This is a genomic window from Streptomyces sp. NPDC003036 (assembly GCF_040611175.1).
GTDB lineage: Bacteria > Actinomycetota > Actinomycetes > Streptomycetales > Streptomycetaceae > Streptomyces.
This window is the reverse complement of record NZ_JBEXNO010000015.1, coordinates 133229-147499: the sequence shown is the minus strand read 5'-3', so window position 1 is coordinate 147499 and position 14271 is coordinate 133229. Positions and strand designations below refer to the sequence as shown.

General features: G+C 71.2%; 15 protein-coding genes and 1 pseudogene. 9 read left to right on the top strand and 7 right to left on the bottom strand.

The genetic code is table 11. The features are described from left to right. Nucleotides 1–153: 153 nt before the first annotated feature. Complete coding sequence (nucS, locus tag ABZX67_RS13990) at nt 154–816, bottom strand: endonuclease NucS (RefSeq protein WP_355358847.1); 663 nt, start codon at nt 814–816, stop codon at nt 154–156. Nucleotides 817–1038: 222 nt separating this feature from the next. On the opposite strand from nucS, the gene ABZX67_RS13985 reads away from it, so the two are divergent. Then, nucleotides 1039–1431: an SCO5389 family protein gene (locus ABZX67_RS13985; protein ID WP_031073764.1), complete on the top strand. Its 393-nt coding sequence runs from the start codon at nt 1039–1041 to the stop codon at nt 1429–1431. A gap of 70 nt (nt 1432–1501) precedes the next feature. Here the strand turns inward: ABZX67_RS13985 and ABZX67_RS13980 are convergent, their stop codons facing one another. Then, nucleotides 1502–2536 (bottom strand): LLM class flavin-dependent oxidoreductase, encoded by a 1035-nt coding sequence (locus ABZX67_RS13980; RefSeq protein WP_355358843.1) that lies wholly within the window; start codon nt 2534–2536, stop codon nt 1502–1504. 164 nt (nt 2537–2700) lie between these two features. Between ABZX67_RS13980 and ABZX67_RS13975 the strand changes: the two genes are divergently transcribed. Beyond that, nucleotides 2701–3036 (top strand): ATP/GTP-binding protein, encoded by a 336-nt coding sequence (locus tag ABZX67_RS13975; protein WP_355358840.1) that lies wholly within the window; start codon nt 2701–2703, stop codon nt 3034–3036. A gap of 24 nt (nt 3037–3060) precedes the next feature. Here ABZX67_RS13975 and ABZX67_RS13970 read toward each other — a convergent pair whose 3' ends face one another. Together ABZX67_RS13970 and ABZX67_RS13965 are read right to left on the bottom strand one after the other, a co-directional pair. After that, nucleotides 3061–3867 (bottom strand): ABC transporter permease subunit, encoded by an 807-nt coding sequence (locus ABZX67_RS13970; RefSeq protein ID WP_355358837.1) that lies wholly within the window; start codon nt 3865–3867, stop codon nt 3061–3063. Beyond that, on the bottom strand, nt 3864–5039 hold the full coding sequence (locus ABZX67_RS13965) for an ABC transporter ATP-binding protein (protein ID WP_355358834.1): 1176 nt from the start codon (nt 5037–5039) through the stop codon (nt 3864–3866). The genes ABZX67_RS13970 and ABZX67_RS13965 overlap by 4 nt, the downstream gene beginning before the upstream one ends. A gap of 237 nt (nt 5040–5276) precedes the next feature. Here ABZX67_RS13965 and ABZX67_RS13960 point away from each other — a divergent pair. Beyond that, a pseudogene (locus tag ABZX67_RS13960) lies at nt 5277–5743 on the top strand (IS5 family transposase); the annotation flags it as partial. Nucleotides 5744–5754: 11 nt separating this feature from the next. Here the strand turns inward: ABZX67_RS13960 and ABZX67_RS13955 are convergent. After that, on the bottom strand, nt 5755–6231 hold the full coding sequence (locus ABZX67_RS13955; RefSeq protein ID WP_355358831.1) for a hypothetical protein: 477 nt from the start codon (nt 6229–6231) through the stop codon (nt 5755–5757). A 293-nt stretch (nt 6232–6524) separates the two neighbouring features. On the opposite strand from ABZX67_RS13955, the gene ABZX67_RS13950 reads away from it, so the two are divergent. From ABZX67_RS13950 to ABZX67_RS13940, 3 genes are all read left to right on the top strand, one after another. Next, nucleotides 6525–6764: a hypothetical protein gene (locus ABZX67_RS13950; RefSeq protein ID WP_355358828.1), complete on the top strand. Its 240-nt coding sequence runs from the start codon at nt 6525–6527 to the stop codon at nt 6762–6764. Nucleotides 6765–7066: 302 nt separating this feature from the next. Beyond that, nucleotides 7067–7489, top strand: a complete 423-nt coding sequence (locus tag ABZX67_RS13945) for a hypothetical protein (protein ID WP_355358825.1) — start codon at nt 7067–7069, stop codon at nt 7487–7489. Nucleotides 7490–7534: 45 nt separating this feature from the next. After that, nucleotides 7535–8194: a hypothetical protein gene (locus ABZX67_RS13940; protein WP_355358822.1), complete on the top strand. Its 660-nt coding sequence runs from the start codon at nt 7535–7537 to the stop codon at nt 8192–8194. Here ABZX67_RS13940 and ABZX67_RS13935 read toward each other — a convergent pair. After that, a complete protein-coding gene (locus ABZX67_RS13935) occupies nt 8131–8640 on the bottom strand; it encodes an ATP-binding protein (protein WP_355358819.1) in 510 nt (169 codons plus the stop codon). The genes ABZX67_RS13940 and ABZX67_RS13935 overlap by 64 nt on opposite strands. A 229-nt stretch (nt 8641–8869) precedes the next feature. Between ABZX67_RS13935 and ABZX67_RS13930 the strand changes: the two genes are divergently transcribed. From ABZX67_RS13930 to ABZX67_RS13920, 3 genes are all read left to right on the top strand, one after another. Beyond that, a complete protein-coding gene (locus ABZX67_RS13930) occupies nt 8870–9721 on the top strand; it encodes a helix-turn-helix transcriptional regulator (protein ID WP_355358816.1) in 852 nt (283 codons plus the stop codon). Between the two features lie 13 nt (nt 9722–9734). Next, on the top strand, nt 9735–9938 hold the full coding sequence (locus ABZX67_RS13925) for a DUF397 domain-containing protein (RefSeq protein ID WP_355358813.1): 204 nt from the start codon (nt 9735–9737) through the stop codon (nt 9936–9938). A gap of 118 nt (nt 9939–10056) precedes the next feature. Then, complete coding sequence (locus ABZX67_RS13920; protein WP_355358810.1) at nt 10057–10851, top strand: hypothetical protein; 795 nt, start codon at nt 10057–10059, stop codon at nt 10849–10851. A 17-nt stretch (nt 10852–10868) separates the two neighbouring features. Here ABZX67_RS13920 and ABZX67_RS13915 read toward each other — a convergent pair whose 3' ends face one another. Beyond that, nucleotides 10869–14246: a substrate-binding domain-containing protein gene (locus ABZX67_RS13915; RefSeq protein ID WP_355358807.1), complete on the bottom strand. Its 3378-nt coding sequence runs from the start codon at nt 14244–14246 to the stop codon at nt 10869–10871. Nucleotides 14247–14271: the final 25 nt, after the last annotated feature.

Here is a 14271-nt window from a genome sequence, read left to right as displayed (position 1 = left end):
TTTTTTTTTTGTTGTTTTGTGTTTTTCAGAGGTGTGATCTCCGGATCGCGGGCGCCCCCCGCCCCCCCGCGGCGCGGGCCTCGGCATCGCGCATGGCCCCGGGCGAGGGAACTCGTCGCCCGGGGCCTTCCGCGTACCGCCGATCAGAACGGCTCAGAACAGCCGCAGCTTGTCGTCCTCGATGCCGCGCAGCGCGTCGTAGTCCAGCACCACGCACGCGATCCCGCGGTCCGTCGCCAGTACGCGCGCCTGCGGCTTGATCTCCTGCGCGGCGAAGACGCCCCGCACCGGTGCCAGGTGCGGGTCGCGGTTGAGCAGCTCCAGGTAGCGCGTGAGCTGCTCCACGCCGTCGATCTCGCCGCGCCGCTTGATCTCCACGGCGACCGTGGCACCGTCAGCGTCGCGGCAGAGGATGTCCACGGGACCGATGGCCGTCGGGTATTCGCGCCGGATCAGCGAATAACCGTCCCCCAATGTCTCGATCCTGTCGGCGAGGAGCTCCTGGAGGTGCGCTTCCACGCCGTCCTTGATGAGGCCGGGGTCGACCCCGAGCTCATGCGACGAGTCGTGGAGGATCTCCTCCATCGTGATGATCAGTTTCTCGCCCGCTTTGTTCACGACCGTCCACACGCTGTCATCACCCTCCTTGAGGGTGCACGGCGGCGACATCCAGTTGAGCGGTTTGTACGCCCGGTCGTCCGCGTGGATGGAGACGCTGCCGTCTGCCTTGACGAGGATCAGACGGGGGGCGGAGGGCAGGTGGGCGGTGAGCCGGCCCGCGTAGTCCACGGAGCAGCGGGCGATGACGAGACGCATGGTGCGCAACGCTACAAGACACCCGCTCTTCCGCGCGATTCGGTCCTAAACCCCCGTACGTACATGGCCGGTTGTGACCCCATTCTCCTGGTGCGCTCCGGACAGCGCGCTTACCGTGGACGCGGGAGGTTGTCGCCCGGGCACTCTGCGTGGCGTACGGGGGCGTCCTCCTTCCCTGCCCGTAAGACCCCGGTTCCTTCCGGGGTCGCGAGAGGAGAACCCATGTCGCTCGACGTCTCACCGGCGCTGTTGGAACAGGCCGAGCGAGGCGAGGTCGACGAAGCCGACTTCGTCGACTGCGTCCGGACCTCCCTGCCCTACGCATGGGAGATGATCAGCTCGCTGGTGGCCCAGCTGAAGGTGGACGGCGGAGCGTTCGCCGACAACCAGACGCCGCCGCCGGACGAGCAGGCACGCGGTCAGCTGCTGCGTGCGCTCGCGAGTGACGCGATCCGGGGTGCGCTCCAGCGGCACTTCGGAGTCCGTCTGGCGTTCCAGAACTGCCACCGCGTCGCGGTGTTCCCGCTGGACTCCTCGGTGGACGAGCGGTACACCCGCTTCACTTCCGTACGGGCCCAGCTGCTGAACCAGTCGCCCGAACTGCGCGACTGCTGAGCCCGTGCTGCCGCTCCGCATCGCGGGAGGCGCGCCTCGCGCCGGGGCGGCAGCACCGACGTCGTCACCCTCAGGTGACCAGGGGCAGGACCTCCGCGCCCAGCCGCCGTACGTTCTCCTCCGTGGCCAGGATGTCCCCCGAGCCCTCGACGAGCAGCGCGAAGCGGGTGATGCCCGTCCGCTCCGACGTCGCCGCGAGCCGGTCCGCCGCCCCTTGGGCCGTCCCCACCGGGTGCAGCCCGCACAGCAGCTCCGTGTACGCGACGGGGTCGCGCATCGCGCGGTGCCGCCCGTCGACCGTCACATGGGCGTCAAGCCCCTGCTTCAGCCAGCCGGGCATCGCCTTCAGCAGCGCCTGCGCCGCGTCCGCCGCGCGGTCCGCGATCTGCGCCACGCCCGCCGAGACGTGCCCGGCGGCGGCGCGCGCGATCACTTCGGGAGGGTGCCCGGCGGCGCGCGCCTCCGCCCGCCACAGCGCGACCATCTCCGCCTTCTCCTCGTCGCCGCAGTGCATGCCGAGCAGCATCGGCAGCGCCCGCCCGGCGGCGAGCCGTACGCTCGCGGGCGAGGTGCAGGCGAGGACGGTCTCCGGGACGGGGTCGCCGTCGATCAGCTCGTCGGCCCTCGGTACGACGGCGACCTCGCGGAACCGGTGGCGCGGGCCCTCGGCCCCCACGCGCGGCTCGCGCAGCCAGCGCAGCAGCAGGTCCAGCGACTCCGGGAAGTCCCGCTCGTACGCCGCGAGGCCCGAGCCGAAGACCTCCAGGTCGATCCAGGGCCCGCCCCGGCCGACGCCGAGCGTGAACCGGCCCCCGGAGGTGACGTGCAGCAGCGCCGCCTGCTCGCCGAGTGTGACGGGGTGGGTGGTCGGCAGGACGCTGACCGCCGTGCCGACGCGGATCCGGCGGGTGCGGCCCAGCAGCAGCGCGGCGAGGGTGACGGCCGAGGGGCACACGCCGTACGGCACGAAGTGGTGCTCGGCGAGCCACACCGAGTCCAGCCCGGCCTCCTCGGCGACCTCGGCGGAGCGGATCGCGCGGTGCAGCGTCTCGCCCTGGCCCTGGCCGGGAAATTGGGCGGCCAGTACAAAAGTTCCCACACGCATCGCCTCATGCCTCCTCGAGCGACCGACGCGGCTCCCCTCAGGGGCAACAACGTCTGGCAGGTGCCAAAGGCAACGGCCAAGGGGCAAGTTGTTCTGATTTTCCGCTAACTGCCGCTCTCGTATGCTGGACCGGCCCTGTCAGCGCCCGCCAAGTGAGGTGTCCCGTGTCTCCGCGCCGCAACCGCCCCCGTGGCGGCGAGAAGCCGAACGACCGCGCCACCGAGACGGGCGACCGGTACGGCGGCTTCCAGCGCAGCGAGACCTGGCAGGGCGAGGAGTGGGCGGTCCGGCAGGTGGCGGGCGCGAGCGCCGCGGGCAAGCGCTACCGGTGCCCCGGCTGCGACCAGGAGATCCCCTCCGGCGTCCCGCACGTGGTGGCGTGGCCGTCGTCGTACGGCGGTGGCGTGGAGGACCGGCGCCACTGGCACAAGGCGTGCTGGAACGCGAAGGACCGCCGCACCACGCGGGTGCAGCGGTCCCGTAGCGCGCCCCGGTACTAAGGTCGTGTCCGGCGCCGGGTTGTCCTAGACGTCCCGCTTGTCCATCGACAGGGCGGCGCCGGCAATGGCCACCGCGGTCACGCCCAGCATGATCCACAGCGGCTCCCAGCCGGACGGGCCGGTCTCGGTGACGGCGTTGTCGTAGAGGACGCCGAGCTGGCTCGGGATCGAGTACTCGAAGAGGGCCTGCCGCACGTCCTGGAGCGACTCCGCGACCATGAACAGCGCCAGGACCAAGGGCAGCAGGACCAGGCCGAGCATGACGGTGATCGCGCCGGCCGAGTGGCGCAGCAGCGCGCCGACGGCGAGCGACAGCAGGCCGAGCGTCGCCACGTACAGACCGACACCGACGGTGGCGCGGAACCAGTCCTCGCCGGTCGACGTGCCCGAGTCGACGATCGCGCTCTGGATCGCGCCGACGAGCGCGGCGACGGTGGTGGTGACCAGGAAGACGACCAGGAAGAAGACGATCGACTTCGCGGCGAGCACCCGCACGCGGCTCGGGCACGCGGTCAGGGTCGTACGGATCATGCCGGTGCCGTACTCGGACGAGATGGTCAGCACGCCCAGCGTGATCACGCAGATCGAGCCCAGCAGCACGCCGAAGAAGCCGAGCGGAAGCACGGACTCGCCGTCGAGGTCCGTGTTGGTGCCGGCCACGGCGAAGGCGGAGAGCAGGCCGATGCCGATCATCAGCAGGATCATCACGCCGAGCGTCCACATCGTGGACCGCACCGACCGGATCTTGGTCCACTCGGAGGCGAGCGCGTCCCCGAGGTGGGCGCGGCGGACGGGGATGGGGGAGCTGTAGGAGTACGGCGGGGTGGTCATCGGGCGTCCTCGGGGTCGCTCTTGGTCAGGGAGGCCTGGGCGGGCGGCTGAGCGGGCGGTGCGGGCGGGGCGGCGGGCGCGGGCGGTGCCGCCTGGGGAGCCGGAGCGCCCGGGGCCGGGGCGCCGCCCGCGTACGGGTTCTGTCCGGGCGGCGGCGGGGCGTACCAGCCCTGCTGCGGCACCTCGGGGACGATCTGCTGCGGCGGCATGTATCCCATGGGGTCCGGCTGCTGCATCAGCCCGGAGCGCTGGTCGATGGTGGAGCGGTAGTCCACGGCGCCCTGCGTGAGCCGCATGTACGCCTCCTCCAGCGAGGCCTGGTGCGGCGACAGCTCCCACAGCCGTACGTCCGCGCCGTGCGCGAGGTCGCTGATGCGCGGCAGCGGCAGCCCGGTCACGCGCAGGGCACCGTCCGGCTCCGACATGACCTGCCCGCCGGCCTCGGCGAGCACGCCCATCAGCTTGTCCCGCTGCGCGGGCTCCGTCTGCGGCGTACGCACGCGCGCGAAGTCGGCGGAGTTGGCCGAAATGAAGTCCTTGACGCTCATGTCGGCGAGCAGCTGGCCGCGCCCGATCACGATCAGGTGCTCGGCGGTCAGCGCCATCTCGCTCATCAGGTGCGACGACACGAAGACGGTCCGCCCCTCGGCGGCGAGCGCCTTCATCAGGTTGCGCACCCAGAGGATGCCCTCGGGGTCCAGGCCGTTGACGGGCTCGTCGAAGAGCAGCACCTGCGGATCGCCGAGCAGCGCGGCCGCGATGCCGAGCCGCTGCCCCATGCCGAGCGAGAAGCCCTTCGACCGCTTCTTCGCCACGTCCTGGAGCCCGACGACGCCGAGCACCTCGTCGACCCGCCGCGCCGGGATCCCGGCGAGCTGGGCGAGCGACAACAGATGGTTGCGCGCGCTGCGCCCGCCGTGGACGGCCTTGGCGTCGAGCAGCGCGCCGACCTGCCGGGGCGCGTTCGGCAGCTTGCGGAAGGGGTGCCCGCCGATGGTGACGTGGCCTGCCGTCGGCTGGTCCAGACCCAGGATCATGCGCATGGTCGTCGACTTCCCGGAGCCGTTGGGCCCCAGGAAGCCGGTGACGGTGCCGGGCCGCACCTGGAAGGAAAGGTTGTACACGGCCGTCTTGGCGCCGTAGCGCTTCGTCAGGCCGACTGCCTCGATCATTCTCCAGCCCCATCGACAGGTCAGGTCATGTCAGGGCACGCGGCCCCCGTAAGAGGTAAGAGCGTATCGAGCGCTTGACGGTTCCGGCCAAGCCGTAAAAAAGCGGCCCGGCACCGAGGCAGCCCCGCATCGAAAGGGCCCCGCACCGCGCGACAGGCGCGACGGTGCGGGGCCCCAGGGTGCCGGGGTGCCGGAGGTCACCTCACCCGAGGGCGGAGGAGTGGCGCGGCGGTCCGTCACCGGGGCGACCAGGCCCTGGGCCGTTCAGGAGGCGGACTGACCTGCAAGATCCATTGGTGTGAGGGCGGACATCGTCCGCTGGCCTTCGTCGTCACGCCCGGTCAATGGGGCGACGCACCGCAGGTGATTCCGGTGCTGGAACAGATCCGGGTTCCGCGACCGGCCGGCGGACACCCGCGCACTCGAGCCGATCACCTTGGCGGCGACAAGGCGTATTCATAGCGCCGCAGCCGTCGCTATCTACGGCGGTGCCAGATCAAGCGCGCGGTCGCTGAGCCCAGGACCAGCGGGCCAACCGCCAGCGGCGCGGTAGCAAGGGCGGCCACCCGACCGGGTTCGACGTGGAGCGGACGATCAACCGGCTGAAGATCTTCCGTGCGGTGGCGACCCGTTACGACAAGCCGGACTACGTCTTTCCCGGGGCGGTCACCGTCGCCGCGATCCGCCTTTGGCTGCGTACATGAGCCTCGCGCCTCTACTCCAGCATGTGTTCCGCGACCTCCGGAACCCAGGGAAAGGGGACGTCGGGCCACCGCGCGGAGGCCCACGTGTCGAGGTCGACAGCGAGAACGGCATCAATGAAGGCCTGCGGCGGTTGGTAGCCGTGGGCGGTGATGTAGTGCGTGATCAGAAATGGAGCGGCATAAGCGAAGCCGGGCTCGCCCGGGATCCGTACCTCTCCATTCCCTTCCGGAGCCTCATCCTCAGGACAAAGGTCGCACGCGTGCACCCCGAGGCAGACGTTCATCCACTGAACCTCCTGCACAGCCTTCAGCTTCCCCACGAACACCGTGGGGACCGTCCCTGTCGAGTACGGCTTACCGGCTTCCAGCCACCCGACGTTCAGGCGGGTGTATGTCGGGCGGTACCAGAGCGCATAGAAGCCCGACTCCCTGTCCGTGAACGCGTCCTCGTCCTGGTAGTCGTACTCGCTGAGATCCTCGTAGAACACCCGCACATCATCGCCGCACCGCTTCGTTGAGCCGGCGCAACCCCACGACCCATCGGACACGACCTGGCAGCGCCCTGTCGTACACCGAGCGGTGCTACGCCCAGCCGGGCGCCCCGACGGCTCTGCGGCACGTGTTCGGTACGGGCGCCTAGCCCTCTCGCAAGTGGCCGACCAGAACGGCACGGCGCACATTGACGTGGCGCTGGCGGCCGGCAACGCGTGCGGTGCAACCAGACCGACCCCTTCGGTGTGAAGCGCACACAGGGCCCCGCATCGCGATCGCACCGGTCTCCATGTCGGAGGAGGCGTGGGCCGGCCAGCAGCTGAACACGTCAGTTTCCGACATCCTCATGAGCGTCGGCTGGGCGGCATTGAAGGAGTTCGTCGGCTGGGACGGCGTCGACAGCTGCTTCACCGGGGTGACTTGTGGGCCTGGCAGCCTCATCCTCGACGCGAAACCGATCCTCGAGCTGCACGGAGTCCCCGACGTCATTAGGGCGGCCAATCAGATGACCAATGCGATCAGTGCCTGATGAAGGCCAAAGAACGCTCCGTCGAGGACAAGGGTCCCGTGTGACCGCCGGGCGCCGTGCGGATGGAGAGACTGTGTTCTCCGGTCATGGGACCTTTGGCAGGAACGCCGGTAGCTTCATGGTTCCGCAGGGCACCACCTTCACCTCTACGTGCCGCATCGAAAGAGGTTGGATGACAGTGTCGGCATCAGGGCGGAGAGCGGTGCGGCCTAGCCGGACGTTGTGAAATCTTTCGGGCCTGGCGATATCGCGCCGGACCACATCCAAGTGCCGACCACCCTGTTTTTCGATGAAGGCAGACCGTGACCTATTACCCCGACTTTGCAACGTACGACTTCGAGTTCCATGCGGAGCCGGAAGATCTCACCGTCGGATGGCTGGAAGGCGGCTACGATTTTGCCTCCGGTGAGGTGTCCAGTGAGGATCTGGAGATTTTGTCGGATATTGGCTCACTGAAGCAGAAGAAGAGCCGTGGCTATCACTACTGCACGCTCTGTAGTGAAATGCTCGAGCAATACGGCGAGTCTCCGCGTTTCGCCAGCAGGTACCGACTGGGAAGTGCCGAGATCCGGGTGGTTTCTGATGCCGGTGAACTCTATGTGGCCCCCAATTTGATCCTGCATTACATCACTGACCACGGCTACCAGCCGCCAAAGCAGTTTCTTGCAGCCGCCAGGGATGAGGCCCGTCGCCGCTGGGGGCAAGCCGCTGCGGCGGGGCAGTGATTCCCGTTCGGCCGGCCGCGTGGCGACTACATTGAGGTGCATTGAGTGAAGATCACGTCTGTGCGCGGCGTCTTGGTGGCGCTGTCGTGCGTGAGCATGACTCTGGCGAGCGGCTGCACTGTGGTCGCAGGCGGCGGCACCTCCGACCACGGGCTGAAGGTGCCCCCCGAGCCCAGCCCCGCCGCCACCGCCGCCGGCGGGCTCAAGGCCGCCGCCCTGTCCGGGGCGGACGTCGCCGGGTTCACCGTCAAGGTGCCCGGCGATGGGGCGGTGCCCCGGCGGGAGGACGTGGCGGCCGAGGAGCGGTGTGCCCCCGTGGCGTTCGCCCTCGTCGGCGCGGTCGTCGGGAAGGCGGAGGAGACCGTGACCCGGCAGGTGGTCGATGGCAAGGGGGCGGCTACGACCGTGACCCTCGGTGCGTACGAGAAGGATGGGGCTCAGCAGGCGATGACCGAGCTGAGCGACGCCGTCGAAGCGTGCGCTAAGGGGTTCGACGTCAGCGTCAAGGGCGAGAGGCAGCGGGTCACCAAGGTGGACCGGGAGCTCGCTCCCCAGGGGGCCGAGCAGACGATGGCTTTCGGCATCACCACCGACAAGGGCACGGGGAAGCTGGTGGTCGCCCGCAAGGGCGGCGCCCTCGGCTACTTCACCGCCCCGGTGCTGCCCCAGGCCGTCGTCGACGCGCAGCTCGTCAAGCTGGGCTGAGCCCTCGGCGCCAACTCGCACCACAACAGCTTGCCGTTCCGGCCGAACAGGTCGTCCCCCAGCGGATAACCGCCCCAGTTGTCCGCGTACGTATGCACCAGCCACAGCCCGCGCCCGCTGTCCGCGTCTGACGGAGCGGGGGCGGGCTGTCGCATGCCCGGAGGCCGGTCGAAGGGTGCGGGGATGTGGGGGTTGGTGTCCCACACGCTGATCCGCAGCCACCCCTCCTCCATGCGCCGCAGCCGCAGCGTCGCCGGGCCGTCGGAGTGGCGGTACGCGTTCGTGACCAGTTCGCACGCCACGAGCTCGGCGGTATCCGCGAGTTCGTCCATGCCGTGACCGGCGAGCACCGCCCGCAGGGTCATCCGGGCCACGCGTGGTGCGCGGGGGTTGTGGGGAATCTGGAGGAGGTACGACCACGGGGCATGCGGGGATACGGTGTCCACGGAAGTCTCCTGTGGGGAGGTGGGGTTGGATCACTCGACGACGGGACCGCGCGGTGGCCTTGCCGCGGGACGCGGTGCGCTTCCGCTGTGCAGGTCGGGCCAGTTGAGTGGCTTGAGTCACACCGTAGGGCAGTCGCCGATATACCTACTAGCGATTCGCTGAGAACTATCTCAACTCCCCACCTGTGGGTGACACATCGGTACGGATGTGTGAGGAGAACGGAGAACCGTGGCGCCCAGCACCACCCCCACGCTCCGCCAGCAGCGGCTGGGCGTAGAGCTGCGCAAACTGCGTGAACAGGCCGGACTGACGTCAACCGGCGCGGCGGAGCTGCTCGGCGTCACCCAGGCTCGTATCAGCAGCATCGAGTCGGGCCGCTACGCGGTGAGCGCCGAACGCGTACGCGCCTTCGCGCGTGCCTACGCGTGTACTGACGAGACGTTGATAGGGGCACTGTGCGGCATGACCGGCGGCCGGACCCGCGGGTGGTGGGACGAATATCGAGAGCATCTTCCTGCTCCGTTGGTCGATCTGGCCGAACTTGAACACCATGCCGCCGAGTTGCGTGTCGCCCTGGTCATCCACATTCCGGCGCTCCTCCAGACGACCGACCATGCGCGGGCGCTGTTCAGCGAGGTCGTCCCACCGCTGTTGCCGTACGAGGCGGAACACCGCCTGTCCCATCGCATCAAGCGCCAGGCTGTCCTCCACCGGGACCCGCCCATCCCGTACACCGCGCTCATTCACGAAGCCGCGCTACGGATGGGATTCGGCGGTCCGAGGGTTGCTCGCGCGCAGCTCCAGCACATCATCGATATGAGTGAGCGCGACAACGTCACGGTCAGGGTGCTTCCGTTCGGGAGTGATGCCTTCCCGGGCACAGGGCAGTCCATCGACTATGCGTACGGTCCTGTGCAGAAGCTCGACACAGTGCAGGTCGATACCCACTTCGGGTGCGAGTTCGTCGATGCGGAGGCTCAGCTCATCAAGTTCCGCTCCGTCCTCGACCGCATGGAGCGGGCGAGCCTCAAGCCGGCTGAGACGCGGGACTTCATTCATCGGCTGGTCCGAGAGATCTGAGAGGAAGTCGCACGTGCACGCGTACCAATGGCGGAAGTCCTCCTATAGCGGTGACGGTTCGAACTGCGTCTGCCTCGCCACCGCTCCCGACGGGACCGTACGGCTCCGGGACAGCAAGGTGCCCGCGCGTCTGATCGCCGTGAGTGCCGAAGCCGTGAGCGGCTTCCTGGGAGCCGTGGCGGCGGGGTGGTTCGACGGGCCGCGCGGGCGGGCGTGATCACGCTGGCGTCACGGGGGCGTTCCAGGTCGTGCACACATGATCACGAGAGATTCACGAACGCCTAGTGTTGACGCAGTCGCGACAAGCGGCACCCCCACCCAGCGAAAGTAGCGTCATGCGAAGCACCCTCGTCCGCCGTACCGCCGTCGCCGCCGCCGCGGTCTCCCTGGCCGTGCTGGGCACCGCCTGCAGCGGATCGGCCGAGAAGGGCGGGGACGCGGGCCAGAAGGGCGACAAGGGGAAGGCGTCCGCCTCCGCCGAGGCTCCCGGCGGCGAGGGTGCCGGCGTCAAGGCGCCGTCCTCCGCGGAGTTGGAGAAGCTCGCGCTCGCCGAGGGGGACGTGGAGCTGCACGAGGTGAAGAAGCCGACGGCCGCGGAGACGCTCACGGCCGCCGAGATCCAGGCCGACAAGCCGGAGTGCCTCCCCGTCGCCCGCGCGGCGGCCGGCGTCGCGCAGGGGCAGCCCGTCGGGACCGCCGAGGCGCGGCGGGTGAGCGAGAAGCCCGAGAAGAACAAGAAGGCGGTCGAGGCGGGCGACGTCATGGCGGCGTTCAACCTGACGGCCACGCAGGTCGTCCTCGGCTCGTACGACGGCAAGGGCGCCGAGGAGAACGTCGCCGCCCTGCGCACGTCGGCGGCCGACTGCGCCGGGGGGTTCACCACCACCTGGAAGGGCGAGCAGCTGAAGGTGGCCAAGGTCACCGAGCTCAAGGCCGCCGGTGGCGACGAGGCCGTCGCCTGGGATGTCGCCGTCGAGCAGGACGGCGAGAAGTTGACGTACAAGGTCGCCGCCGTGCGCAAGGGCGCCGTGATCGGCTCCTTCTCCTCGTTCAACCTCATCAGCTCGCAGGGCAAGGACTTCCCGCTGCCCACCGCCGTCATCGAGGCGCAGGTAGCCAAGCTCGGCTGACCGGACGGGGCGGGGTCTCAGGAGGCCTCCCGGTAGACGTGCGGGGCCACTCCGGTCACCTTGCGGAACACGCGGCTGAAGTACGCGCGGTCGTGGAAGCCGACCGCGCGTGCCACCGCCTGCACGCTGTCGTCGCTCTGCCGCAGTCGCTCCTTCGCGCGCCGGACGCGCAGGCGGGTGAGGTAGTCCCAGAGCGTCAGGCCCAGTTCGCGGTGGAAGAGCCGGCCGAGGTGGTTCTCGCTCACGCCCGCCCGCTCGGCGATCTGCCGGCGGGACAGCGGCCTGCGGTAGTGCTGCTCGATGTGCGCGAGCGCGTGGCGGACCGGGGCGTGGGAGCGCAGGGCCGCCGGGTCGGTCCGCGCCGTCATGGTGGTCAGCAGCGCGGTGAGCTCGTCGTCGGTGAGGATGTCCCGGCCCAGCAGCACCAGCGCCGGGTATGGCTCCGCCCGGCGTACGTCGTCGGGGGTGAAGCCGTGGCCGCTGAGCATCAGCACCGGGACGACCGGCGGGTGCGGGCGGCCCGCAGCCGTCTCGTACACGCGCTCCACGACGGCGAAGCCGTCCATGTCCGGCAGCTCCCGGTCCACGACCAGCAGGCACGGCAGCTCCTCCGCCACGAGTGCCGTGGCCGCCGTGCCGTCCGCGGCGGTCCGGACCGTACGGCCCGGCAGGGCGCCGGCCAGCAGCCGCCGCAGCCGGTCCCGGTCCGCCGCGTGGCCGCCGGCGACGAGGACCGGCTCGGCCGGACCGGACGGGCGCAGGCCCCGTAACGCCTCGGCCAGGTCACGCCCCTGGACGGGTCCGTACAGCAGGAACGGCACATGCCGGCACGCCGGATGGTCGTGCAGCCGCTGCACCGGGGCCCACTCGGGCGGGCGGGCGCGGGCGACGTCCCAGGCGATGGCCGACGGGGGCCGACGGGCCAGCAGCGAGTCGAGGTCCTCGTCGGCGGGCAGCTGCCGGGCCGCGAGCCCGAGGCGCCGCGCGATCTCGGTGACCTCGCGGGGCGGCGGCCCGGCTCCGGCGACCAGCAGGGTGCCGCCGCCGTCGGGCGCGGACGGCGGACCGGAGGCGGGCCGGCCCGAGGCGTCCGCCGGAGTCGGCAGCGGCAGCTCCAGGCGGAGCCCGCGGCGGCCGGGCGCGCGGCACACGGTGACGCTGCCGCCGTGCAGCACGGCGAGGCGGCGCGCGACCGCGAGGCTCAGCCGGGTCCCGGGGGCGTCGGAGGCGAACGGCTCGAAGAGGCGCTCGGCGTCGCCGTCCGGCACGGCCAGGCCCGGGCCCGTGATCCGGACCACCAGGTGGGGCGGGCGTACGCGGGCGGCGAGCGTCAGCGGACCTCCGGTCCCTCCGAGCGCGGCGGCGGCCGCCAGCAGGTTGCGCAGGATCTGGCCCAGCCGCGGCCCGTCGGCACAGATCGCGGGAAGCCGGCGCGGCAGACGTAAGCGCACCCGGCGGTCCCCGGCCGCCGCGCCGCAGGCCTCGGTGAGCAGCGGGCGCGGATCGAGCAGCCGCCGGGACAGGTCGAGCGCGTCGATCTCGGAACGGGACAGGTCCAGCAGGTCGTCGATGAGGCGCAGCAGGCGGGCCGCATCCGCGTGCGCCGTGCGCAGGGCAGCAGCAGCAGCGGCGGCGGCCGGGCCGTGACCGTCACCGGCCCGCACGCCCGCACCCGTGTGGCGCAGGATCGTTTCCACCGGGGTGCGCAGCTCGTCCGTCGCGTTGTCGAGCAGCCGCGTCTTGAGCCGGTTCGCCCGCTCGGCGGCGTCCCTGGCCCGCCGTACCTCGTCGAAGAGCCGGATGCCTTGGAGCGCCGCGCTGATCTGGTCGCCCAGCGCCCGGTACAGCGGCCCGCGCCGTGCCGCACCCGGGCCGCCGGCGTACGCGCCGCCGCCGCCCGCGTCGAACAGGACGTGGCCCAGCTGCTCGTCGCCGATGTGCAACGGCTCGGCGACCACGGTGAAGCGGGGACCGGGCGGCGGGAGGAGGGCGGCGCCGGGCTCGTCCCCGTACAGCACCAGGCGGCAGGACGGGATGCCCATGTCGGGCAGGTGCCGGCTCAGCGCGTCGGCCAGGGCTTCCGTGTCGACGGCCGTGGTGAGGGCGGTGCCCAGTTCCCGCAGCCGCCGCGCCTCCTGCTCCTTCGCCCACCGCTCGTACTCCAGCAGCCGCCGCGACTTGTCGGCGACCATCAGCCGCGCCTGCCCGAACAGCCGCTCGCCGCGCGCCCGGACGGCGGGCGGCAGGGCCGGGACGGCGAGGTCGCGGGCCCGCAGCAGGGCGGAGTCCCACGCCGAGGCGTCGTCGGGGGTACGCACCTCAGCGCCGATCAGGTCCTCCAGCAGGGACAGGAAGCCGACGCCGGCCGTATCCAGGCGCATCTCCGCGTGGAAGGCGGCGGCCAGCTCCCCGGAGGCCACGGGCACCCCGGCGAACGGATCGCCCCGCCCGGCGGCAGCCGCCCCCGGCGCCGCCGGCACCCCCTGCGCCACCAGCGGCGAGTGGCAGCCGCACGAGCGGCGCGTCACCAGGGTGCCCGGCACCACACTGCGGGTGGGCGGCCGGGTGGAGCGCAACCGGGCCATCAGGGTGTCGACGGCGAGGGCGCCCAGTTCGGCGAAGGGCAGGGCCACCGAGGTCAGGGGCGGGTCGGACAACCGCGCTTCGGGGGAGTCGTTGAAGCCGGTGACCGCCACGTCCCCGGGCACCCGTACGCCCCGCTCGGTCAGGCTGCGCAGCGCGTCGGCGGCCAGCACGTCGCTGCACGCCACGATCGCGTCGAAGTCCCGGCCGGGCCGCAGCCCGCGCACGTCGAGCAGCACGCGCAGCGCGGAGCCCCCCGAGCCCCCGCCGAAGTCGGCGGCCGCGGCCACCAGGGACCGGTCCACGGGGATGCGGTGCCGGGCCATGGCGTGGGTGTACGCGCGGTACCGGTCGAGGGAGACCGGGTGGGTCAGCGGACCGCGGATGCAGGCGATCCGGCGGTGGCCGTGCGTCTCGACGAGGTGCCCGACGGCCTCCCGCATGCCCGCGTGGCTGTCGAGCAGCAGCGTCTCGTGGCCCGCGAGGCCCTGGTTGAGACTGACGACCGGGAGCCCGGCCAGCCGGTCGGCGAAGCGTGCGGCCTCCTCGCCCCCGGCCGGCAGGCCGAGGGTGGAGGTCCAGCAGATGAGACCGTCCAGCCGGGCCGTGTCGATCAGCTCGTCGATCAGCGCGTACAGGGCGTTGCGCGGCGAGCCGCCCGGCCGCAACGGGCCGCCGGGCAGGCACACCAGGTTGGCGTCGTTGCGCTCCGCCGCCGCGAGGACCCCGGACCACAGGGTGGCGCCGACGCCCAGGTGGATGTTGGCCGTGACCAGCCCCAGGGTGGGACGCTCCGCCGCGCGTTCCACCATGGGCACCTCGCTCGTCCGGGAGGGG